Source organism: Microbulbifer mixtoriginis (SeqCode), from assembly GCF_052466695.1.
On the sequence record NZ_CP174285.1, the window covers coordinates 1647531 to 1671561 of the forward strand.

General features: G+C 45.2%; 20 protein-coding genes. 5 read left to right on the top strand and 15 right to left on the bottom strand.

Annotation, left to right across the window (positions count from 1 at the left end; translation table 11 throughout):
- Positions 1–8 precede the first annotated feature (8 nt).
- The 5 genes from ACJJI0_RS07125 to ACJJI0_RS07145 form a co-directional block, all read right to left on the bottom strand.
- The gene (locus tag ACJJI0_RS07125; RefSeq protein ID WP_444885305.1) at positions 9–983 is read right to left on the bottom strand and encodes an NAD(P)-dependent oxidoreductase; all 975 of its coding nucleotides are present in this window, start codon (positions 981–983) and stop codon (positions 9–11) included.
- Positions 984–998: 15 nt separating this feature from the next.
- Positions 999–2021, bottom strand: coding sequence for a class I SAM-dependent methyltransferase (locus ACJJI0_RS07130; protein ID WP_444885306.1), 1023 nt, complete (start codon positions 2019–2021; stop codon positions 999–1001).
- Positions 2022–2402: 381 nt separating this feature from the next.
- Positions 2403–3794 (bottom strand): MFS transporter, encoded by a 1392-nt coding sequence (locus tag ACJJI0_RS07135; RefSeq protein ID WP_444885307.1) that lies wholly within the window; start codon positions 3792–3794, stop codon positions 2403–2405.
- A 167-nt stretch (positions 3795–3961) separates the two neighbouring features.
- Positions 3962–5023, bottom strand: coding sequence for a LacI family DNA-binding transcriptional regulator (locus ACJJI0_RS07140; protein ID WP_252085508.1), 1062 nt, complete (start codon positions 5021–5023; stop codon positions 3962–3964).
- Positions 5024–5099: 76 nt separating this feature from the next.
- Positions 5100–6353: an MFS transporter gene (locus ACJJI0_RS07145; RefSeq protein WP_444885308.1), complete on the bottom strand. Its 1254-nt coding sequence runs from the start codon at positions 6351–6353 to the stop codon at positions 5100–5102.
- 428 nt (positions 6354–6781) lie between these two features.
- Between ACJJI0_RS07145 and ACJJI0_RS07150 the strand changes: the two genes are divergently transcribed.
- Both ACJJI0_RS07150 and pgmB read left to right on the top strand, forming a co-directional pair.
- Positions 6782–9133, top strand: coding sequence for a glycoside hydrolase family 65 protein (locus ACJJI0_RS07150; RefSeq protein ID WP_444885309.1), 2352 nt, complete (start codon positions 6782–6784; stop codon positions 9131–9133).
- Positions 9130–9801, top strand: a complete 672-nt coding sequence (gene pgmB / locus ACJJI0_RS07155; protein WP_444885310.1) for a beta-phosphoglucomutase — start codon at positions 9130–9132, stop codon at positions 9799–9801. Before ACJJI0_RS07150 ends, pgmB begins: the two co-directional genes overlap by 4 nt.
- A gap of 337 nt (positions 9802–10138) precedes the next feature.
- On the opposite strand, the gene ACJJI0_RS07160 is transcribed toward pgmB, so the two are convergent.
- From ACJJI0_RS07160 to ACJJI0_RS07185, 6 genes are all read right to left on the bottom strand, one after another.
- Positions 10139–10591 carry a cupin domain-containing protein gene (locus ACJJI0_RS07160; protein ID WP_444885311.1) on the bottom strand — a complete coding sequence of 151 codons (453 nt, stop codon included), beginning with the start codon at positions 10589–10591 and terminating at the stop codon, positions 10139–10141.
- Positions 10592–10659: 68 nt separating this feature from the next.
- Positions 10660–11658 (bottom strand): hypothetical protein, encoded by a 999-nt coding sequence (locus ACJJI0_RS07165; protein ID WP_444885312.1) that lies wholly within the window; start codon positions 11656–11658, stop codon positions 10660–10662.
- A 143-nt stretch (positions 11659–11801) separates the two neighbouring features.
- Positions 11802–12209, bottom strand: a complete 408-nt coding sequence (locus ACJJI0_RS07170) for a PaaI family thioesterase (protein ID WP_444885313.1) — start codon at positions 12207–12209, stop codon at positions 11802–11804.
- 246 nt (positions 12210–12455) lie between these two features.
- Positions 12456–13829 (bottom strand): nucleotide 5'-monophosphate nucleosidase PpnN, encoded by a 1374-nt coding sequence (gene ppnN, locus ACJJI0_RS07175; protein WP_444885314.1) that lies wholly within the window; start codon positions 13827–13829, stop codon positions 12456–12458.
- A gap of 455 nt (positions 13830–14284) precedes the next feature.
- Positions 14285–15157 carry an alpha/beta hydrolase gene (locus ACJJI0_RS07180; RefSeq protein ID WP_444885315.1) on the bottom strand — a complete coding sequence of 291 codons (873 nt, stop codon included), beginning with the start codon at positions 15155–15157 and terminating at the stop codon, positions 14285–14287.
- Between the two features lie 437 nt (positions 15158–15594).
- The gene (locus tag ACJJI0_RS07185) at positions 15595–17877 is read right to left on the bottom strand and encodes a TonB-dependent receptor (RefSeq protein ID WP_444885316.1); all 2283 of its coding nucleotides are present in this window, start codon (positions 17875–17877) and stop codon (positions 15595–15597) included.
- A 387-nt stretch (positions 17878–18264) separates the two neighbouring features.
- Between ACJJI0_RS07185 and ACJJI0_RS07190 the strand changes: the two genes are divergently transcribed.
- The 3 genes from ACJJI0_RS07190 (at position 18265) to ACJJI0_RS07200 (ending at position 20006) form a co-directional block, all read left to right on the top strand.
- On the top strand, positions 18265–18621 hold the full coding sequence (locus ACJJI0_RS07190) for a hypothetical protein (protein WP_444885317.1): 357 nt from the start codon (positions 18265–18267) through the stop codon (positions 18619–18621).
- A gap of 333 nt (positions 18622–18954) precedes the next feature.
- Positions 18955–19587 carry a LysE family translocator gene (locus tag ACJJI0_RS07195; RefSeq protein WP_444885318.1) on the top strand — a complete coding sequence of 211 codons (633 nt, stop codon included), beginning with the start codon at positions 18955–18957 and terminating at the stop codon, positions 19585–19587.
- A 62-nt stretch (positions 19588–19649) separates the two neighbouring features.
- Positions 19650–20006 (top strand): DUF4870 domain-containing protein, encoded by a 357-nt coding sequence (locus ACJJI0_RS07200; RefSeq protein WP_252085496.1) that lies wholly within the window; start codon positions 19650–19652, stop codon positions 20004–20006.
- A 189-nt stretch (positions 20007–20195) separates the two neighbouring features.
- On the opposite strand, the gene ACJJI0_RS07205 is transcribed toward ACJJI0_RS07200, so the two are convergent.
- The 4 genes from ACJJI0_RS07205 to ACJJI0_RS07220 all read right to left on the bottom strand — a co-directional run bounded on the left by ACJJI0_RS07205 (position 20196) and on the right by ACJJI0_RS07220 (position 24024).
- Positions 20196–20945: a M12 family metallo-peptidase gene (locus ACJJI0_RS07205; RefSeq protein ID WP_252085495.1), complete on the bottom strand. Its 750-nt coding sequence runs from the start codon at positions 20943–20945 to the stop codon at positions 20196–20198.
- Between the two features lie 224 nt (positions 20946–21169).
- Positions 21170–21847, bottom strand: a complete 678-nt coding sequence (locus ACJJI0_RS07210) for a protease inhibitor BamI-like protein (protein ID WP_444885319.1) — start codon at positions 21845–21847, stop codon at positions 21170–21172.
- A 494-nt stretch (positions 21848–22341) separates the two neighbouring features.
- Positions 22342–23163 (bottom strand): reprolysin-like metallopeptidase, encoded by an 822-nt coding sequence (locus tag ACJJI0_RS07215; RefSeq protein WP_252085493.1) that lies wholly within the window; start codon positions 23161–23163, stop codon positions 22342–22344.
- A gap of 246 nt (positions 23164–23409) precedes the next feature.
- A complete protein-coding gene (locus ACJJI0_RS07220; RefSeq protein ID WP_444885320.1) occupies positions 23410–24024 on the bottom strand; it encodes a protease inhibitor BamI-like protein in 615 nt (204 codons plus the stop codon).
- Positions 24025–24031: the final 7 nt, after the last annotated feature.

The following is a 24031-nucleotide window of genomic DNA, read 5'->3' on the forward strand; positions in this document are numbered from 1 at the left end:
TTAACGCTCTAACCGTAGCCAACAAACTGTCTTCCTAAATAACTAAGATGGGGGTACCCGGATTCCAATTTTTTAAAGCAAGCTTCAGAAATTCTACTAAATATAAAATGATACACTTGCCGTGGACTCACAGATCGCCAAACCTCTGGATTGTAAAACTCAATAGAATCAGCCATCACTGCACCGGCACTAGAAAGCCCTTCATCAAATACTATCGTGCCTTTTTCTTCCAATATTTGTTGAGCGCCAGATGCAAAAGGTAAGTTAGCCACACAAACTAACACTCTAGCTTTTAGATTCCTGGCCAAAGCCACATCAATTATCCGGGAAGCTGAGGCGAGAACAATAATATCCCAGTCCTGTAAAATCCAATTTTCTATATTTTCAGAATTTACGGCACCTGAAATATTCCCCCGCTCCAAGATATGATCATAAACAGATACCAGCTCTCCCATTTTTACCAACCTTTTAATGATTCTGCTCCCAACAGCTCCTGCGCCATGCACTAGAACCCTTGCCCTTGGGATATTGAGTGCAGATTTTCCCGCTGCAATAGCACCTAAAGCACCTGATGCCGTAGCTTCTGCATAATGCATCTTCGAACCTAATGCCGCTAACACATATTGGGTTTTCGCAGCTAGACGCATCACTTGCGTGTTCCCAAAGTTAAGGTCTGCGCCGGTGAACATATCCCCTTTTCTTTTATTGAGCTCTGATGCTGCTATGGTAATAATTTCATCAAAGGATCCTTGCCATATGCTGTTGACATTTGCAACAATTTTCCCACCCCTAAATCCTGTATGATAAGTTTGGTGCTTAATCTGCATTCGCTCTGCTAATTGACAAGCTTCATCAGCAGCATATTCATCCTTCTGATACTCTAATACTCTCAAGCCACCATTCGCTGGCAGCGAACTTCTTTTAGCGCAAGCGAAGTGGAGTGTTCCGCATGACATTTCAATCGAAAGTAAATCTACGCTCATGATAGATCCACCGTATTAGCGGCGCTCCAAACGAATATAGTGATGAACATAATCCATACTATATTTATCAGGGCTATTAAAAATACGTTCTTGCAACTCATCATATAACTTTTTAATCGCAGTTGAACTTCCTCCATGCTCAACAATTGATGTATGAAATGTTCGCTCACTCCAACTCCGTATAGTTTTCATCAGTCCCTCGGAAAAGGCTGAAGCATTTCCATCCAAATCAAACTGACTGCGATATGGGCATGGTGTCATTTGTATTGACACTTCATGCACGATCCAGTTTTTCTTATGATGAGGCATATTTAAAACCTGCCAAATATCTTCATCTGTGCGATAATAATTTTGAAAGACTGCCCCTTCAAAGGCACTTTTCGATACTTCTCCAGCTTTATATAGCTGCAACCAAATATCATACAGCGTGTCGAACATGTCTTTATCTTTTGCGTTATTGCCCAGCAAATGGCCGCTATCATCCTGAGCCAAATCCACAAGGACAAACTGACCACCCACTTCAAACTCCCAGGCTCTCGCCTCAAGCAGTGAATCAAAATCATTCACGGACTGCGCTCTAAAGGGTTCGCGCCGCAAGCCACGCACCTTGTTTGCGTGTATGTGCTCTTTAAAAGTGCCAGGTATTTTAGATAGCCAGTGCATTGTGGTAGCCGCCAGAGCAATATTGATTGAAGCCTGGAGTGCCACATGACTATAAAAGCTACTGGGTTGTATAAAGACCACTAGATTTTCAAACTTAGCTCTTAATTCGTTTAGATTATCAGCGAGTGTTAACAGATTACTGGATGGTAAATCATTAGCGATATGGCATATCGTTTTATCACCGAGTTTTTTAAATACTCGCCCCCATAACTCCATAGAAGTACCACCATCTGCAGCGCCATAATCGATAGTGTTACAAAATTTTTTATTTGGTATAGAATCCAAGGCGCGCAGAAAAAAAGGCCAACTATTATCGATACAGATCTTAGCTCCCAAGGTTTCCTGGGAATAATTCTGTAACATCCCTATACTCATAGACTAATCCGCCCTCTGTGCTTCTTGCCACTTCCTGACTAAACAGGAAACATTTAGAGGAATTATAATGTTGACTGATTACCGCATGGTGGGCGAACTCTTGGTAGTTACAAAGTAAATAATACGGACTAAGATTTAAAATATCCTTAGAAACAAGCTCTAAAATTTAGCAATTTCCCTCCATATCAACCCTTCGTACACTCTCACCCTACACAACCAACTCTATAAAGACTACTTACCTAAGAGTGATTCCACCTAGAGACATATTGTCCCCAAAAAAGATTAATGCTGGTATAAATATCCAGACAATATTGATTGTTAGAAAAAAAGGAGTTTTTAGGTTTTCTGATAATAAATGGAGTTACTACCCTTTTAGAAATTTTATTTTGTACTCCCTACCCTACAAGGCTCCCCCTCAATAAACAAAACTGATACCACCAGACCGATGAGTGCTAAGTAGGCATTAATCGTGAAAGCTCGGTCTATACCGGTTGACAGATCTGGGGCTAAGGCAATTATGGTGGTATTCATTCCCAAGCCCAATGCACCGCCGGCAATCTGGAACATATAGATAATCCCACCAGCCAGACTCGATCGGTTGCGGGCAACAATGGTCACTGCAACTGTAGTCACCGTCGAAAAGAAAAAACCAACCCCGGCACCAAGCACCAATAGTCCTGGTATCAACTCTCGGAAGCTGGTATTTACTTGTATATGGGAGAGCATAAACATTGCTGCACTGATAAATACCGAGCCTATCGCTATGATCACCTTGGCTCCTATTTTTTCGTAAAGCCTACCGGATATATAGGAAACCAAGCCGTAAGCCATCATCATCGGCATCAGCCCAATACCGGCCAATGTAGGTGAATAACCTCGCACTTTGGTGAGAAACTGTGGAATATATACAAGCGCAGAAAAGAAGACTACAGAAAGCAATAAGGTCACTACACATGCCGCAAAGAAACGCCTGTTACTCATAACATCTTTGGGAATTAATGCATCACTACCGGCATTACGCTCAACAGCAGTAAAGCCCCCTAGAAAAAACACGCTAATGATAAATAAGAGGACAACTATCGGACTTTTAAAGCCCAGCTCTACGACAAGATCCAAGGCCATTAACAAGCTAAACAAAGAAATAGAGAGTGTCGTCACTCCCAAGTAGTCAATATGCTCTTCAATCTTCTCTGGTTTATCATCAGCGACCGTTTTCCAGCACCCTAAACACACTAATGCAGCGACTATAACATCGAGAAGAAATATCCATCGCCAACTCGCAAACTCGGTTAAAAAGCCTCCTAACATTGGGGCAAAGGAGTCAGAGATTCCACACACACACATGATTAGACCGCCGGCCAGGCCCGCGCGCTCTTTTGGTATGAGTTCATAGACCATCCCCAATATTGCCGGCCACATCAACGCCCCACCAATTCCCATCAAGGCTCTGGACACTAGCAGCATCCAAATATCCATGGATAAAGCGGCAAGCAGCGAAAAGAAGGCAAAAAAACCTGCACCTATAAAAAAAATGCGTCGTCGCCCATAAATATCAGCCAAGCGTCCACCCGTGATAATCAGAACACCAAATACGAGGATGTAGCCGTTGATAATCCACTGGGCTCTTGTAATGTCAGAATTAAACTCTTGCTCAATGGTGGGGATGGCGGCGGGGAATATGGTTAGATCATTTGCCACCAAAAATACAGCGAAGCTGAGGCCAATCAGCGCCAACAACCTCTCTTTACTTTTGGAAGTATTGGAATCTGCCATTGAGTTCTACCGAGCGCGCTCTTTCATCAGAGCAAAGACCATTGCTTTGACAGTTTGGCTTATTAGGTCGTAGAGCAACGGACTCGGTAGAAGATTGGCGTGCCTGGAGAAACCAGAAGAAGTCCAAGAACGCATCAGGCAACTCCAGGGGGAGCTGCCAAGATTGATTACTGACTATATTCCTGGATCGGTTGGAAATCAGGGTTAGCGCCACAGGAAGAGCGTACCACCAGTTCGGTTGGCAGCACTGCTGGCTCTGCTGTCTTATCACCGATCAACTGCATCATCTTCTCCACCATCAGCTCACCGCCGCGCTGGATATTCTGTCGCACAGTCGTTAGTGGGGGCGTATAGAAAGGCGCGATGGGGATATCATCAAATCCAACTACTGCAATATCGTCGGGAACCTTGTAACCCTGGCTCTGCAAAGCCTTGATGGCTCCCATTGCAATGCTGTCACTTGCGGCGAAAATCGCATCGAAGCTCAACCCCTCGGTTTTTAGCAAGTCTGCAATGGATTGATAACCGCTTTCACTGGAGAAAGAAACCTGAATTTGACGCTCGCTATTACCCAGCCCCTCTGCGGTAAGCGCGGCCCTATAACCCTCGTAGCGACCGTAAATCTCGGGGTGCGCAGTATCACCAAGAAAGAGGATGTTACGACGGCCCAGCTTGAGTAGGTGCTCGGTGGCCTGGCGCCCTCCCATCTGATTGTCACTACTTACAATGCAGTAATCGAGATCTGGTTTGGTAGTACCTCCCCATACTACCAACGGATCGCCCTGGCGTTGTAGTTCACGCAGGGGGCTGTCGTCCACCCCTTGGCCAATCACAATTACCCCATCGGCGCGGCGAGACCCCATTAAGTAGGCATGCCAATCGTCACTTGTAACGATACGATTTGAAAACAGTAGATCATATCGGTGCTCGGCCAAGCGATCGGCAATCGCGCCAATCATGTCCAACATAAAGGGGTCGGAAAAAGTCTGGCCTCCGGCGCTGCCGGTATTGATGACGACAGAAATGGTATGGCTGCGTTTTAAACGCAGATTGCGTGCACTCTCGTTGATTTTGTAATTCATACTACGCGCGATTTGCTGAATACGCTCCCGAGTCTTTTCATTGATCAGCGGGTTGTTATTTAGCGCGCGGGAAACAGTGGATTCAGAAACTCCCGCCAGCCGTGCAATATCGGACATGGAGACGGGAGAGGAGGAATCCTTAGGCATGCGTACTTCACCTTGTTCGCGGGAAATACGCCATCTTAGGCGTGCTACAAGAGTTTGTAAAATGAACTCTGATAGCTCAAACCGCCAGCCTGGCTGAGGCCCCAATTTCTCGCCCTTCCACTGCCCTACGGAAAAAGAACAAGCTGACTAGAATTACCGAGATCGGCACCAGTGATAAGTAAAAGGCCACCTGACCATCAAAGGCTTCAAAAACCGAACCCGTAATCAGGGAACCAGTAGTGCCCCCCAGCGCAGAAAAAATCACCAGAAGCCCGGTCATTGCCGAATGTTGATGGGTCGGTAGTGAGCTCAGCATCACCGAGTTGATTGCCGGATAAATGGGCGCCATAAACAGGCCAATCAGTGGCAGAATAAAGGCCGCAATCGGCGCATTGAACCAGTTAATATCCGGGTTGGCCTGCACATCACTCGATAGCGGCAGAGTCAGCACTACCAATAGTGCCATTGCCAGCAAGCAGACATTCAGCACCGGATACCAGTGTAAACGTCGCATAATAGCCCCAGCCCCCAAACGGCCCAAGGCGAGCCCTGCAGCAAAAATACTGGCAGCCTGGACGCTCATCGCCGCTGGTAACTTCAAAATTTCATTGTTAAACGTGGGCAGCCAGCTGCCGATACCCTGTTCGATCAACACATAGATAAAAACGGAAATTACATAAATATAAACCAGGGGCTTGGCCATCAATTTTATCATTGCCCAGAAATCCTGCCGTGGACTGGTGCCCTCAACCCGGGTACCCGACTCATCCATTTTTGTCAGCGACAATAAAATAAAGGCAAACAGACAAATCGCAGCCAGCACCCAATAGACACTCAGCCAAGCTGTGGAACCTGGATTGGCAGAGTCGATAAAGGCACTAAACAGCCAATACCCACCAAGAACCCCCACCATAAATACCCCCTCCAGGGTATTCACCATACTCGCATGTTCATTTGGACCACGGGTTAACAGGCCCACAGTTGAATAAACCGCGACCTTCACCAAGGCAAATGCGACTCCCACCGAAAGGAACAGTAGTTTTGCAGTCCAGAAACCTGGCAGTAGGGGCATGGCAATACAAGCCCCGGTAACAATAGCGAGCCCCATCAGCATGGCCCGCTTAAATCCGAAACGCGGCAGTTGCGAAGCCACCAGAAAAGATACGATGCCGATGGGGATATCCTTAAAGCCCTCCAATACACTGGCTGCAGATTTACTCACGCCGTAAGTATTAATCACCTGCAGTATCACAGTGCCGACACTGTTCAAGAGAATGGCGAACACAAAGTAGATGGCGAATAGGGAAAGCAGTATACGCTGATTGTTCATAAGGAAATCTTTATCGGTCTATGGCTCAGGCGTACAGCCGTACCAGCCTGTTATTGTACATTTTTTGATCTCTAAGTGTGGGTTGATGACTGTAAATTTTCACGCCCCCAGAACTCAGCAGTATGACTTACCATAAAAGAATTGCAATCGTTTGCAATATTTCAAGCTGCCAAATAGAGACCATTCAGCAATCGCCGGTCAGACTAGCGGGTTGCTAGATAACAACAATGCCAATAAATTCTTTATTATCAATAAGTTAATGAATATTTACACTCACAGTTATCACATAGTTACCGTACAGGGAGATTTTTTATCTTCGATTTGCAATCGATTGCATTTCAATGTGTACAAGCGATAGACTGCAGGCAGTTGCCCGAGCACTAATCACTTTGGCAAAGCACCTGACCATCAGTTTCTGTGTAAGTGGTATGAAGAAAGAACAACAACATAAGCTTGAAATTCACCCCTGGGGCCTGCTGGAAAGAGAGTTTCAAGCGGATGACTACCCTCTTAACGCCACCCTATTCTCCCTGGGCAATGGTTTTATTGGCCTGAGAGGCACCTTTGAGGAAGGCTTTGATCCCGAGCCCTTTTCTGATGGCTGTTACCTCAATGGGGTCTATGCCAGTGAACCTATTCGCTACGGCGAAGCTGCTTACGGCTACGCCCGCAATAATCAGCGCATGTTAACAGTACCGGACGGCAAGGGTATTCAAATCTGGGTTGATGGAGAGCGCTTCAACCTCGCTGAGGGTGAAATACTCGAGTATGAGCGCCATCTGGATATGGCCAACGCAACCCTTGCGCGCAGCCTCACCTGGCGCTCACCTCTTGGAAAAACCCTCAGGCTCAAAACCCAGCGCCAAATCTGCCTAACTGAAAAACACCTAGTGCTCATCCATGTTGAAATCACTCCACTGGATTTTGGTGGGGAGATACGCTTGTTAACGGGGCTGGATGGCAATCTCGACCAAGCCGAGCGCAGTGACGATCCACGCCTGGCTTCCCCCATTGACCAAGGGGATATCCAATGGCTGAATAACGTCGCCGATGGTGACTACTTGGCACTGGCACTCTCAGTTAGAAGCAGTGGCTATGAGATTCGCTGTGCCGCCACACACCGGCTGCAGGCCAGTGCGGGCCACACAATGACTAATCTGTGCCATGAAAACCGAGTAGCCACCGAATACCGATGTGTTGCCCAACGGGGTAAACCCATAGGACTGACCAAATACCTAGCCTACTTCGCAGAGCAAAGGGCTGAGCCGATTGAAGCTGGATCACTTCGCCAATACCTTGAACTCAACGCCAATAAAAGTTTTGCTGAATATGCCAAGGCCCAACGCATAGAGATTGATAAATTCTGGCAAGAATCCGATATCCAGGTACTTGGCAACGACAGCCTACAGCAAGGTATTCGATTTAATCTTTTCCACCTATTCCAATCCCTGGGCAGGGATGGACGTACGAATATCGCTGCTAAAGGGCTCTCGGGAGATGGTTACGACGGCCATTACTTCTGGGATACAGAAATCTATATATTACCGTTTTTTCTCTACACCCAGCCCAATATGGCCCGCCACCTGCTGGAGTATCGCCACTCGATCCTGGATGCGGCCCGTGCCCGTGCCCGAGAGCTGGCGATCAGCAAGGGCGCCCTCTTTCCCTGGCGCACCATTGGCGGGGAGGAGTGCTCTGCCTACTACCCTGCCGGCACCGCCCAGTTTCATATCAATGCGGATATCGCTTATGCGGTGCGCCACTACAGCCGAGTCACTGGCGATACAGAGTTTCTGCGGGCAAAAGGGGCGGAGCTGGTTATTGAGGGGGCCCGCCTATGGATGGAAATTGGCCACTTCAACCCTCGCCGAAACAACCAATTTTGTATTAATGAAGTCACTGGCCCGGATGAATATACTGCGTTGGTAGATAACAACTTCTATACCAACCTGATGGCCCGTGCGCATTTGGAGTATGCTGCAGAGGTATACCAATGGTTGCAATCCTTTGATCCAGAAGCGTGCCTGGCCTTGGCCCAGCGTATAGAGTTGGGCCCACAGGAGCCCATGCTTTGGGCAAAAGCCGCAAAGGCCATGTACCTTCCCTACGACCAATCCCAAGGTATCCACCCGCAGGATGATGGCTTCCTCGACAAGCCAGTGTGGGACTTTGAGCAAACACCGGCAAATCATTACCCCCTGCTACTGCACTACCATCCACTGGTAATTTATCGACATCAGGTTTGCAAGCAGGCAGATGTAGTCTTGGGACTATTGCTCGAAAGTTCCGAGTTTTCCATCGAACAAAAACGCCGCGACTTCGACTTTTACGAACCGCTCACTACACACGATTCCACCCTATCCGCCTGCATCCACAGCATTATTGCCAGCGAGGTGGGATACCATGAAAAAGCGCTCGACTACTTCCAGCAAGTAGCACGAATGGACCTGGACAATCACCACAATAATACCCAGCACGGTATCCATACCGCCTGTATGGGCGGCACCTGGATGTGCATGGTCCAGGGCTTTGCCGGTATGCGCCTGCATGGTACCGAATTGAGCTTCGCCCCGTTTGTACCCGAGGGTATGGAAGGTTATCGCTTCCGTCTGCAATTCCGTGGTCGCACCCTGGAAGTGGACATCAATTGCAGTAATGCCAGCTATACCCTGATAACTGGCGAGCCCATCAACCTTCATCACATTCATGAACCCGTATTTCTCGCAGTAGGCGAAACCCAAACATTTGAGATAGCACCGCCAGTGGAGGTAACACAGTGATCTATCGTGCTGCAATTTTTGATCTGGATGGTGTACTCGCAGATACCGCACGACTGCACCTGAAAGCCTGGCACCAACTGGCCCAAGAACTCAAGCGCCCATGGGCTGAAGATACCGGTGAAAGGCTTAAGGGACTGGAGCGTATGGCCTCATTAGAAGTGATTCTTGGGGAAGAGAGCGATCGGTTTAGTGAAAAGGAAAAGATCGATCTAGCCAGCAGAAAGAATAGTTATTATCAGAAACTGATTCGCAGCTTATCTCCAAAAGATCTACTGCCCGGTGCTGGGGAGCTTCTCGCCTGGTTAAACGAGAAACAAATCCCCATTGCCCTGGCCTCAGCCAGTAAGAATGCGCAGGCCGTTTTGCAAGCATTGGAGATATCACATTACTTCTCAACAATTGCCGATCCAGAACAGTCCGCACCTAAACCCTTCCCGGATATTTTCCTCGCAGCAGCGCAAGGCCTACAAGTTGAACCTGAACTCTGTGTTGCCTTTGAGGATGCTGCCGCTGGAGTCGCTGCGATCAAAGCCGCCAAGGGAATGACTGCTGTTGGGGTGGGGGGTGAAAATTTCCTGAGAGAAGCTGATTTTATTGTCGGCAGCCTGTCGGAGTTTGTCCCTAAAGACTTTTTTCTTTCTGCTATCCACGCAGCTTCAATCAGTTAAATGTAAGAGCTGTTGCAAAATCAATATTCAAGCTGAATAGAAAGATTGCTCTCCTTCTATTCAGTGTTACTTGCTTTCTAATATTGTAAAGGAGAAATCACCCTATATCGCATATTTGGAAAATACGTGTACTCGAAGAAATAAAAACCAGAATAAGTATCTGACCTTTCCTAAGAATTCACTGTGTGATTGAGCAAAATTACCAGCCCCATTTCCCCAGACTTACAAACCCCAAACCAACAATCAACCCCAAAATATAGTAAGGAATATATGGCCTACAATGCTACAGATACCCTTTTACCCCTTCATTTTCAGGAGAACAATCACCCATCTAAAACTAAATAAACTTCAACATGTCGGAATTTATGGAGATTAACTTTTTAGCCTCAATCGATTGTGGATCGATCAGACTAAAATCAGCAAATTCAAATCCTGGCCCTACGGAGCAGCCTACCAGAACTGTCTTTCCAATAGGTTCAGCTGCCTGCCAAGTTCCAGCTGGAACAACCTGACAAAACGTATTATTTTTGGATGAAATTTCCATCCTCTGAACATTCTTATCCAAGTCATTCCAAGTATAAAGATAGAGTCCTGCGCCTTGATATAGATTCCACACCTCATCCGATTGCACTTTATGAAATCGGCTTACCTCGCCTTTATCTAATGAAAAATAAATGTGAGTGAGCGCTGACCTTCTCTGCCCTTTGTTATTGGTCACCACTGTATTGGACCTGAACACTTCAAGAAATCTCCCCCCTTCAGGGTGTTCAGATAATTTGATAGGCTGCATGACTATTCCTTTAAGACCTATAATGAAATTAACAATAACCTTAAAATTGATCCCAACCAAAGAGGCACTTAATTCTCACGTTTTTCTTTTGACAGATTTTTGGCAATATTAGCTATCGCCTCTTCCATTGAAACCAAACCATTCAAGTAAGGTATCCAATACTTATCAAGAAGGGATTTATAATTCCAGCGCCCAACATATAAACCGTTCAGTGTTGCGTAATCTGTGAAATTTGGCTCTTCCTTTGAAATAACTCTTCTAACAACTTCACCAACTGTATAAAAATGAATTGGATGCCAAATATGTTTATGAGCCTTTAAGTCATATTTATCAAACTCACTGCTGATTATCCCTTGAAGTTTGCTTTTGCGATTTACACTGTTAGCATGTGTTAACTCATGAAAAAACATTTCTAATGCAAGCCAGCCTGAGTAATCTGAATAGGTACTATTGATAATAGTTTGAGAACTTCTTCCTGAAGTGGTAGCTCCCTGTCGCATACCAGGCTTATAGACAATATTCACTGTATGCGCATTTACTAGCAGTTTTTCACCAAAGAGGTCTTCAAGCAGGCTAGTAATTGGGTCACCATACACATCCAGCTTTTCCCGTAAGCTTAGATACCACCTAAAGTTACTTTCTCTATGCAGACCCCACATTTGCTCATTATAAAGAGTGGAAAGCTCCTGCAAATGAGCATATAAGTTATTATTAACTGATTCAGGATCGACAGGAGTGCCTGATAAAAGCATCGCTGTTAGATCTGCCACTTCCCCGCTAGACCGAATAATATTAATATTTTCTTCAGCCCCATGTGTAATATAATCATTGATCGCCCTCTCGAAGAGGTACAACTGATCAGCAACAATGCCTTCCTCCTTCTTTAGAGCCGCATATAGATTTTTATCTCTTGCCAATTCATACAAATATAGATGTAAATTCAATAACGGCTCATTTTTAAAGCTCACCAATCGCCAACTATCTAGCTGGCCAGATGGCTTTTCTTCTGCGAGAACGGGAAAAACGAAAGAGAGAAATATTAGAGCAAGTAGAAATGGACGAAGCATTTGAAAAGCACCAGCGGATTATTCTTATAAGGCAAGGGGGAGAGTGACTCTGATCGATCATCCTCCCAATATGGTAAGAATATAACTTCCAGAAGGAGCCCCTGCAAATAAGTACAGCTGTTCAAGCTGGGGACAATCATCGGTCACGGGTATAAAATCAATTGCGTACAGCGGAATAAAGCCAGCTTTTTACCCGTACTCTTACAAACTACGGAAGCATCCCATACCTGAGTGGTCCGCCCCTTATGAACAGGTGTTGCAGCACAAAGAACAACCCCATCACGAACTGTTCCCAGATGATTCGACTTCAGTTCAACAGTAGTAAAGCCAGAAGCCTTTTCTGGTAAGTTTGCCAAGCAACCAATGCCACAGGCCGTATCGGCCAAAGAAACGACGCTACCAGCATGCAAGTAGCCATTAGGTGCCAGATGAGACTCCAAAATTCTCATCTCTGCATGGATCTCGCCCTCAGCAACTTTCACAAGCTCAATCCCGAGAAGCCCTGGAAGTTTACCTTCGCAAATCTTGTTGTAATAGTTATGGTCTTTCATATAAATCCTTATTAACAACTAACCGGTCATAATAACAAGCCAATTAAAGCAGAGATTTTTCTTTAGTCCCACTAAACATCTTTTTATATCTAGGTTACACAGCAAACTCACAAAGGAGTGTAATTTTTACTGTACATAATAATTATTTTTCCAGAGGCCTTCTCAAATAGAGGGCAGCATTGTAAAGAGCCCTACCCCACCTAGCATTCCCTTGCACATTACTATTTATGATAGAAAATTCTGAAACTACTTGGAAATTACCTTATAGCAGGGAACATACTCTTTACCCGGCAGCTTCATTCTCTGCTGTTTCACAAAAGACTCCAGCATAATATCAATGCTGCGCATAATGCTCGAATCACCACGCAGCTCATAAGGTCCATACTCCTCAACCATCCGAATCCCTTCATTTTTCACATTACCAGATACGACGCCAGAGAATGCACGTCGCAGGTTGGCGGCTAATAGATAGGGTTCTTGGCTTTTATGTAAGGCGAGGTTCAGCATACTTTCATGAGTTGGTATAAACGGCTGCTGAAATTCGTTAGCGACTTTTAACTTCCAGTTAAAATAATAGGCGTCATCCGTTGCTTTGCGGAAGGACTTGACCTCTTGTATGCCTACCGACATTTGTCTAGCAACTTCCTGTGGGTTATCAATAATAATTTGGTATCTTGAACGAGCTTCCTTACCTAAAGTAGAGGCGATAAATTCATCAATACGAACAAAATATTCCGTTGCACTAGGTGGGCCGGTGAAGATAACAGGGAATGGTTGATCCTTATTTTCTTCGTGTAGGAGTATCCCCAGGAGATAGATGATCTCCTCAGCAGTACCCGCCCCCCCTGGGAAAACTACAATGCCATGGCCTGTGCGTACAAAAGCTTCTAAGCGTTTTTCAATATCTGGGAGAATAACCAGTTGATTGACGATTGCATTTGGTGCTTCTGCAGCGATAATACCGGGTTCGGTAACACCAAGATACTGTCCATGGCGATCGCGCTGCTTGGCATGTCCAATAGTGGCACCTTTCATTGGCCCCTTCATTGCTCCCGGCCCACAACCGGTACAAATATCAAGGTGGCGCAGAGCCAATTCATAACCGACCTGCTTAGTATAATCGTACTCTTCAGATAAGATTGAGTGCCCTCCCCAGCATACTACTAGCCTAGGTGTGCGGACTCTATCGAAGGTACCGGCATTTCTCATAATATGAAAAACCGCATCAGTAATGCCCTGAGAAGATGTTAAGTCATGTAACTTACTGCCGGTAATTTCACTATTTACATAAATAATATCTCTCAATACCGCAAACAAATGCTCTGCAATACCACTGATAATTTTTCCATCAACAAAAGCACTGGCCGGGGCGTTTCTAAGCTGTAGTTTTATACTGCGCTCTGTGGGGACAACAGAGATATCAAAATTAGCAAAGGTTTCCAGAAGCTCCTTACCATCATCCATAAAACCGCCACTATTTAGCACCGCTAGTGAGCAGTTTCTAAAGGTTTGGTATTGTGAACCACGGCTCTCGCTACTAAGCCGATTAATTTCATACTTGGATAGGATCTCAAACTGCCCTGTAGATGAAACCTGTGCATCGATAAGGTCAATAGACATGCAACCCTCTTATTGAACTGAAATTGGGATCTTTACAGAAATAGTGTTCTGGTGCTATAGAAGTGTAATCTAAGTTGATGACTAGGCTTCTTTTTTAATTAAACCGAGGCAATTGGATTTAATAGCCAAGAAAAGTTGACGTACAACTAAACCATTCACCTGAGACAGGAAGTGCCAACAGAGGAATACAGGCTTAACTCTTTAGGACTGAGTCGCGATTCACATTATTTTGACCCAGTTTACATCTTGACCACAGGTACTCTTTGGCAGGTCATTGCAAGTGGGCACTACTTATTAAGTCCGCACCATGAAAACCGTCCCACCTATTGGTTCAGGCTTAATTTGACAATTACCCTATTTAGGGGCAGCACATTACCAGATCAACCCTGAACACATTTATAAAAATAAAAACTCTCACCAAAGTTGAGGCCGGGATTCTTTAGTTTCATCAAACTTTAGTTTGATGTCCTACGTCCCTGGCCTTCTTCAGGGGAAGGCTTAACTTTAGATAAAAGTTGATTCAGCTCTTCAAGTACAATCCACGGATCGGTTTCATCGTACAGATGCGAGGAGTATTTCATAATTACATGCTTGGCGCTGTCACTAATCTTGGTGAGTTCAATTTGCGACTGATCCCAAGTCCTGTTGTAAGCATCTACATCTGCATAACTCATTTTAGTCTGACGAATTGCGGTATGTGGCAACCCTCTACTCATTACCGTGATTGGAATCTCTTTCTTTAACTTATAACGCTCTGGTTTTGATGCAGACTCTGCAAAATCTTCGAAGGAATGCTTTTCCTTTTCCCACGCCATAATCCACTGCATCGTTGCCCAGCCCTCCTTGGATAAAGAAGACTTCAGGTTTCCGTACCAGGATTCATGGGCTGCATCCACAAATAGAAGGGCAGACACCCTACTGGGGTTTTCACTTGCAAATGCCCTTGCTACTAAACCACCAAATGAGTGGGCCACAAGAACTACGGAATCCCATTTTTTAAACTCCACGAAGGCCTCAAGCTCAGCAGAAAGCGCATCCATCGATCTAACTTTTGGAACAGCATGCGCACTTTTTCCAGCTCCAGGCCGATCGTAGATACAAAGCATAAAATCCTCAGAAGAGAATTTATGAAAGGTATTTTTATAGGTACTATGCGCATCTAACCCCATACCTGAAACCATCAATACTACTTTTTTACCCTCACCCTCCTCTTTACAAAGATAGGATATTGTATTCCCCCCAATGGTAACAAACTCATATTTATGCTCATCTTGCGCCCAAACTGAGCAACAAAGAACACTGAGAAAAAATGCGGTATAAATTTTCATAATCTTCCTCGGAGTTTATAGCTTACATAATATCTACGGTGAGTATCGGCACCCAAACCATTGTCAAACCAGTAACTCCCATCCCTCATTCACCTAAATCAAATAACACTATTTACCCGACACAGACGTAGTTCTTAATGCTGCATATTTAACTGAACAATAAACCTGCCGAAAGAACAACTCGTACAACGTACCCATTTATCCAGCAACATCTACAGGCACTATCCCAGAAAACCTTTGCCAGGGAAATCACTATAATATTTACTTTATAAGAGTCTCATTAATTGCTAGGGACAATAATCAACCTTAATAATGCTGAAAATTCGACCAAACCTGGCATTTTATAGACAAGTGGCAAGAAGGCAGGCATAAAAAAGCCGCACAATAGAAATTGTGCGGCAAAGCTCAGAAAACCTGCGGGAGAGGTTTGAGTTAAACTAGAAGTCGTAAGCGATGCTTAACTTGATATTACGCGGCAGGATATAACGAACATTGGTTGCCTGAGGATCCCTTGGATCTCCCTCGGTAATGCCCTCCTCATCGGTGAGGTTATCCAGTGCAAGCTGAACGGTAATATCGTTTAAGTAAGCCACTGCTCCAAAATCAACCTTGGTATAACCCGGCAGCGTCACCGAGTTTTTACTGTCATTGAAACGATCACCTACTCGGCTTACTCCACCAAACACTGCCATATCAATATTGTTGATCGTGAAATCGTAGTTCTGGCTTAGGCGTACTTGGTACTCGGGCTGGCGCATCACTTGATTGCCTTTAAAGTCACCACTGGTGATTTCTGGCTTCTGCAAAGTTGCATTCAGGCCCAAAGTGAAGTCACCCCAGTGGGCCTTGCCATCCAGCTCAAGACCCAACGCCTCTGTTTCCAGGCGGGCGCATGTGGTGCTACCAATAATGCAATCAGGCATTCCCTGGGTTTCATTGTAGAAAAGGGTGGCAAACAGCGAGTAGTCTTGATCCTGCAGCTTGTAGCCCAGCTCATATTGGTCGATATCGATAATCAGATCGGAACCCGCGCGGAAGCTCTCGCCAAACTCGCGATAATTATCAAAGTCCGCAAATTTGAAGCCTGAATTTATACGGAAGAAAGCCCCCATATTCTCAGCGAAGGCCCAATCTACTGCAGCTGTATAGGCAGTACCCTCTTCATCCGCCTTATAGGTGTTAAAAATACCATCACGAACACCTTCATCTACTGAGTAGTTTGTTTCACGATTTGCAGAGCGCACACCCAAATCAAAAGTGAAATCGCCCAGGTAAAACTCACCTGCAATGTAGAATGCGTTTTCTCGGGCATCACCTACCGCTTCAAGATCATGGCTCCAACAAAGAACTGGGTCGAGTTCTTTATCATCACAAGAAATATCGCCAGCAACTTGCTCACCATCATGACCAAGCACATAGTACGCTTGGTTTCCAAGACTCCACCACTCATCAACTTCCCAACTAGAGGTGTAATAGCCTGCGGTTACCTTAAAGTCATCCCACTCTTTGGCTAAGCTAATATCGTTGGTCGTTGCCTCAATATCTTTTCGTACTACCCAAGCACCGAATTGCTGCAACAAAGTATCATTACTGACCTCAGCCCCAGACACGGTAGTAGCTGAAGTCACGCTGGTACCATCGTCGTATCGCAACTCACTGGGTAATACTGGACGACCATTGGGAACAAAGCCTAAAGTATCGGCATTACCGCTGGTCAAACCAAAACGCTCAGTAAGACTCCAACCATTGCCCAGGTCCAGCTCAAGGTAGGCACCAGCTACGCTGCCGTCCCAACCACGGCCTTCTCCCATATCAAAAGTTTCCCAGCGCGTTTCAGAGCCACCATTTCCGTCGGCCTGGGAAATGGGTACTGAAACCTTGCGATTGCTGGGACCCACTTGGGTGTAGTCAGTTGCCAGGAAGGAAGCATTTGGCAGATACCAGGTGCCAGTATCTTTAGTATCTCGTACGTAGAAACCGGCCTTGCCATTGTCCATCTCTTTAGTCAGATGCAAGGTGAACTGGTGACCTTCTTCCGCATCAAAACCGGCATCGCGAATACCGGGAGAAGAACTCACATACCCACCCATCATGTAGTACACATCTTCGCTGAGCTTCCCGGTCAGAAGGGCATCAGCCCTTTGAAGGTCATAGTCCGAAGTGGTGTATTTAAAGCGACCCTCGGTCTCTTCGGTCCCCTCTTTCAAAATGAAATTGGTCGTGAGACCCGGCTGGCCGTTAGAGTAAACAGGGTTAGGGCCACCGCGCAGGCCTTCTACGCGCTGGATAGTCTCATCCACTCGGAATAGAGAAGAGTTTTCCATGAAAGAAAGAGTCGGTGCCGGGTAAAGTGGCAAGCCACTCATAGCGACCGTAACAAACGGAGCGTCACTGCCGCCCGGAAATCCCCGTACATCAATGTTTGCGCCAGATACCCCGCCAGAGCTTTCAACCCAAAGACCTGGGATAGACTTCAGCAAATCTGCAGTACTAGACGGGGAAGCTTTACCGATTTCATCGTCACTCAGGGTTGTGATTGAAAAGCTCGCATCCAGCTTTTTTATACCGGCACCACCTGGGGTTCCCGTGGTGATCACTTCCTCAATCACCCTATCTTCAGACGCCAATGGTGAAGCGGCTTCCTGAGCTGTGACATAACCCCAGAAGCCCAGCTGCATGGCCCCAAGAGGTATAGCCAGCGCTAGAGGATTCTTCTTCATTAAAACTTCCCTCTCATCGTCATTCTTATTGGATTTTGAGATGTGTCTGGTACACCTCAATGCAAACGATTGCAATTTATGTACCCGTCCTGTGAGACGACACTTTGGAACAACTATAAAGCAGAATTGCAATCGATTGCAATGCGGGTAACGGGGTAATTTGTGGCCATTTCCTGTATTTGGTCATATTTGCTAAGGAAGTAAGATTCCGCCAGACATCCTCCCGCTGAAGTGAGCAGACGCTGCCACAGACCCTAAGACGTATTTATTGCTTTGAAAGGGGTCAATGCGTTTCTAAAGTAGAATTATGCGAATGCATGGAAGGAGTCCTTGTTGTAGCTGACAAGGATGTATTTAGAAGTTCAGTGCCACCATTGAGAGCTCAAAATGACCAGTTCTTCATGTCATCAGGCGGACAATCACTCCCATAAGCACGGCCCCCATTGCGGGCATGCCGCTATACGGCATGGAGACCATGTTTGTTATTTGCACAACGGCCATCTACACCATCCCCACCATGGCCACTATGATGAGCACGTGCTGGAAGTCAGCAGCAAAAATCCCGCTAGCTGCAATCCTATCACTACCAGCACACACGCCACTCATGTCCATGGGGAAAACTGCGGACACGAACGTATTCCCCATGGAGATCACTTCGATTACCTGGTAGATGGACACCTGCATCATGTACACGGTGATCACTGTGATGATCATGGCCCAGTGGAAATGATACAGGAGCAGTAGGAGCCTACTGAGAAGCAGAGGCGGGGTTGATTGTGCGAAGAGCCAAACAAACTTAAGGTTACACTATCAACCCTAGCCTGCATTCGAAAAAGGTAAATATTCCTTTACAACCAAGAGACCCACAAATAAATACTCTTAGTAAAGGCCCATTTTCTGACTTAAGCCCAAGACTCCGATTATCTCCCCAATAACCTTCCTCTCCAGATAACTACGCTGCATCATCTAAAGCAAAAGTACAATTTGCATTTCCTCATAACATGACATTACTTTTCAGGGGAAGTACTGATCCCAGGGTTATAATCCCCAACTACAAGTCCCCTAGGAGTTTTCTTTGTGCCCGAAATTCATATTTTAACCGCCTTCCTTGGGGCATCTGCCCTATTGGCCATCTCACCAGGTCCAGATTTAGTGTTGATATCGACCTACTCCGCCACAAGAGGTTTTTTAGCTGGATTTTTAATCGGTTTGGGGGTTTTCATTGCAGGACTTATTCAAACGCTACTCGTCGCATTTGGCCTCGGCCAAATAATGCAGGCCATGCCATTGGTCGCCATAGTAGTAAAGACTATCGGAGCCCTCTATCTTGCCTGGCTTGGATACAATCTGTTGCGTAGCTGGCGCGCCAACCTCTCGGTTCAGAACACTCAACCTGTAACAGAAAGGCTAACTCCTTGGCAGCTCCTCAGTAGAGGCCTGATTAATAACTTAATAAATCCGAAGGCGCTTTTATTTTTTAGCTTGTTCTTACCGCAGTTCACCACAAGTACAGAGCCCCTTATGCCCCAAATATTACTTCTTGGCATTCTGCTCAGTACCACAGCCCTCATAGTCAATACAATATTTTCTCTTTCATTTAGCCAGTTGGGACACGTATTTAAACAGCCCGCCGCATTTACTCGACATTCGGAGGGCATCCTGGGGGCTATTTTCCTCGGCCTTGCCGCTCGCTTAGCAACTGAACGCTAGCCGGGTGAAATTCAGCCATATTAAAGTTTACATGAAACGTAAAATTTCAAGAGAAGGCATTAATGGATAGTTATAAACCATGGGGACTAGATAGAAATACGTTTCTAATGCTCCTACACCTGAGTCAACTGGCCTGGATTATTATTCCTGGTGCAGGCTTTGTATTACCAGTCATTATGTGGGCAACCACAAAAGATCAGGTTCCAGAGATTGACAGGCATGGAAAGATGATCTTCAACTGGATGATCAGCCTGTTTATTTACTCTATTGTGAGCACTATTCTTATCGTTCTCGGCGTAGGTCTTTTGGGGTTGATCGTGCTCGCTTTAATCAATGTAGCTTTTATTCTTATTGGGGCCATCCGAGCCAATGAGGGCGTTTTTTGGCGCTACCCGCTCAGTATTCGCTTTTTTCAATAAGTTATAAGCTCGCCTGGCTCGGACATACATAGCTTAAGTTGTATCCGCGTAATTCTAGCGACTAACAGTCGTCAAAGAAAAAAGCCGGGGAAAACCCCGGCTTTTTTCTAGTCGAAGACTAGAGGTGCAAGCTTCTGCCACTAAATATAAAATGACGGCTTGCTTTGATCATATAGATACAGCGAGTTATTAGTAATAACCTGCAATATCATCTACGATCGGGCCAATTGCGCGGTACGCGTTTGAGATGTCAACACCATTTCTTCTTTCACCACAAGGTAAACCATCACAGGCTACCCAATCCGGATCTGAGAAAATATCAAACTGGGTTGTAGTACCGAATACATGCGGATAAGCCATAATCGTGGTAAACCTATTTTGTACACCATGGCCATAGCCATAGGAGTACACGCCAGGAGTACCTTGCTGAGCAGTAGAGTGACTCAGGCCCATATTGTGGCCAAGCTCATGGACGAAAGTGTTGTAGCCACAGTCTACGGCAGTGATGCTATAAGCTTGATCACGGGTAGAAGCATACATTGTGCCATTGCTACCTTGACCAACCCAGGCGATACCACAAGTGGTATAACGACCATCAGTTTCGGCCATGCCCAACAAAATGATCATGTCCGCTTTTTTTGAAGCACGCCAGTTCTGGTAGCTGCTACTCGCGGTGATAGTATCGATGTCACTTTCTGTAGGGCGGCGATCTGTGGAGGTTCTCGCTGTACCTACCAAGTTTAGCTGAATATCAACAAGGTTATTTTTAAAAGAATTATTGGCATAAGCAATATACTGATCAATTTTTGCAGAAATATCACCAGTATAAGCTGCCGCTTGATCTGTATATACGATGCCTACATCAACAGTTTCAGCCTGTGCAAAACCGGAAACTGCAGCAGCTGCAACGGCAGCAGCTAAACTTTTTTTGAGACTCATTGTAGTCTTCCTTTTTTATATAATTAATGCATGTACTTTTTTGGCAGCTGCAAAAATTGATCAACTGCCAACATGACATGCTTTTGCACCCTAACCCGCAAAGAAACTATCCTTTTTTTCCAACCTATCGAGAAAATAAACTCTTAATATTTACGGGTTACATATAGACACATCCCTTGTCGACCTAAAGATTTGAAACTATGCATCTCTCATCTTTAGATTCTTTACAGCTCATCTTCAACTAAAAGATCGCCGCCTTCTAACTTCTTACCTTGGGACGATGGCTTTCTACGTAGATCACCGTTTTCTACATGACCCTGAATTAAAGCCCCATTAGGCGCAATCCATGCAAAACCATCTTGTGCCTCCATAGTGTAAGAGCCCGATGGCAGGTTCAGCTGAGCATAAACCACATCCTTTCCTAGCGTTATTGTGGCCCCAAAGAGGCGTGCATGCCCCGGAAAGTTTAATTCCAAGCTTTTGTTTCCACTCGCGTGCTGTTGAATACTTCCAACTTGAGCATCGTAGTCACCTTCCACTCCAGGAAGATCCATATCAACATATTCGCCTATCTCTAAATTCCTTAACATATCCACATTAAGCTCAAGATAAGTTTCACCCTTGAGATCTTTTGGTAGGCGACCATTTTCATGAAGTACCTGCTTAGCTAACTCTGACTCTTCCCAAAGAATATTTTCAACTTCTTCCAGAGGCTCATCCACTGCAGATGCCTCACCTTCAACAACTTCATCCAAAGAGTCTTCTACAGGAAACCTATCAATAGCCAGTTTAGGCTCTGGAATTTTTGCGACCTGTCTTTCAGTATTAGACTGCCCTTTAGACCAAAAATAATATCCAGCCCCTAGCAAGATCACCAAAATAGGAAATATCAACTTCTTCACAGCTCAGCACCCCAACATTCATTTATTAAAACAACACTCCCGAAACCCCCAAAGCTTCAGAAGAAAATTTTTTTCTCGCAATATCAACCAGAAAAGGTTACTTCCAGACATTCTCGCTATCGCCCAGACTCAGACGAAGAATGGTATCAGGACCTCAAAATATTTTTTTGAAAACACTTCACAGATAAGAAAAATAAAAAATGATCGCAACTGCAGCCGACAACAAAATCATAAAAAACTGCAAACCTCATCGCAACCAACAAGTATAAGTCCTTAAAAATATTGAGAAGTTCATCCACTTGAAGAGCTTAAATGGTTATAAAGCTATAACCAAAAAAAAGGATGCGATAAATTACACCAAAAGATAAAAAAGACACCTGTAGAACAAGTCAACCAAAAAGTTAAAGAACAAAAAAAGGGAGGGCAAAGCCCTCCCCAAAACAATGGAGTTAACGGTCAATAACTTCTCAATAGATCAAGAGAGTAAAAGTAGATTAATAATAGCCAGCTACATCATCAATAATCGGCTCCAATGCTCTATGAGCATCAGCCCGATTTCTCTCGCCACACGGTAACCCGTTGCAGATTTTGCCTGGATCAGAAAATGTATCTAGTCTTTCAGCGCTTCCAAATGCAGATGGATACGCCATAATAGTGGAGAAACTGTTATTTACACCGTAACCAAGTCCCCAACGGTAAACATAACCACTGGTATCACCTTGTTGGCGAGAATGAGTCAGCCCCATGTTGTGGCCCAGCTCATGAATAAATGTAAGATCAGTACCCCCACAATCAACTGCGGTCAAACTATAGGCCAAGCGCTTGGCACTAGGATCCATTACACCGTTACTACCTATTCCACCCCAGGCTACTCCACAGCGGGTACCAAGAAAGCGTCCATCTTCCCAAACTTCTTCACCCTTGCCTAACAGAGCAACCATGTCGGCTTCAAAAAGTTGACGCTGCACGCCAACTGGGCCGGGAGCAACTTGCGTGATTTCAGCGTAGGTCGGCGTACTATCCTCGGCAAAGTACTCAGTTAAGCCAGAAAATTCATTGAGGTTGTCTCCATTAATGAGGAGGTCCTCCTTGGAATACTCTCTTGAGTCTACCAATTCCAGCTGAATATCCAGGCCATTATTTTCGTAGATACGGTTAGAAGTACTGATCAGATTATCAACCATTACGGAAATATCACCAGTATACTGAGCCGCAGGGTCGGTATACCAAACCGCAATTTTTATCGTCTCCGCACTTGCCGCCCCAGAGATGGTAAGAGCCGTTATTGCGGCAGCCAAACTGTTTCTTAGCTTCATAGCAGTTCCTTTTATTATTAAATTATTTACCCCAATCTTTGTGATCCAATCAATGAAACCGGTTACATCTTTGGTCAAACTGATCAAATCACAAAATGCACTCGCCTTAACTGGAAAATCGATTACTCCCTACTCTCTTTTCCACCTGTAAAAGCAATCGCTTCTGGCAGTAACAGGCACTTCAAGCAGCACTCCCTTTGCTGCTAGCCAGGTGAGATAACTCCTACCCCAACATTAGATAAATTCTTACTTTAATTTTACCTCTTCCTCCAAGTGACTCCTGGTTAAATCTTTTTTCGAAGCCACCCAAGCATAATTTCCCTGCGCCTCTAGGGAGTATGAGCCTGAAGGCAATGTTAAATTACCATATACCGAGTTTTTGCCAATTGTGAAATTTACAAAATACACGCTACCGTAACCAGGCAGGTTCATTTGTACACTTTTATTCCCACTGGCATGCTCCTGGACTTTATCCACCTGAGCATCGTAATTTCCCTTCACCCCAGGCATTTCTATATCAACATAGTCTCCAATAGATAAATTCTTCAGAGCCTCTACATCAATCTCAAGATATGTCTCTCCATTTAAATCAAGCGGCAAGCGTCCTGACTCATGTAAAACCTGCCTTGCGACATCCGATTCTGCCCACATCAAGGCACTATCAGGGTTCGCCTCTTGCTCTTGGGCGGAAGGCATCTCTACCACTTCTTCTGTAAATTTAGTTTCAGTTGGAACAATTTTATTGGAGGGAGGTGAGACTGGTTTTTCAGTAATCGGTTGTGGGCTATCTGTTTGACTCTTTGCCCAGAAAAAATACCCTCCCGCACAAAGGAGAGCAATCAGTGGAATTATTTTTCTCATTAGCTTC